The sequence below is a fragment of the Desulfosporosinus metallidurans genome (assembly GCF_001936615.1).
Lineage (GTDB): Bacteria > Bacillota > Desulfitobacteriia > Desulfitobacteriales > Desulfitobacteriaceae > Desulfosporosinus > Desulfosporosinus metallidurans.
Genome location: NZ_MLBF01000238.1, coordinates 1 through 268, shown reverse-complemented (window position 1 = coordinate 268; position 268 = coordinate 1). Strand labels below are relative to the sequence as shown.

General features: G+C 45.1%; 1 pseudogene. It reads right to left on the bottom strand.

Annotated features, from left to right (window positions below):
- Positions 1–268 (bottom strand): annotated as a pseudogene (locus tag DSOL_RS26525) (IS5/IS1182 family transposase); the annotation flags it as partial.

Below are 268 nucleotides of genomic sequence, written 5' to 3'. Positions count from 1 at the left end.
CCCTCGGAGTTTTTCTTAATTCCCAGTGAGGAACCTGCGGGATTTGCTGTTCGATCGTCTTGAAACTAAGAGGAAGTTGTGCTTCAATTTTCTTCTCAAAAAGGGGTCGATTCTCTTCCAGTTCCTGTTGTTCTTTGAGCCATTTCTCCCGTTCCGCTTTGGGTTTTCGTCCACGTTTTTTGGGGGATTGCTTGACTGGGTCCCCTTCTTCTTTCTTTTTCTCAGGTTTACGATCTCTCGCTTCAATATGAGTAGCATCGATGGCTAT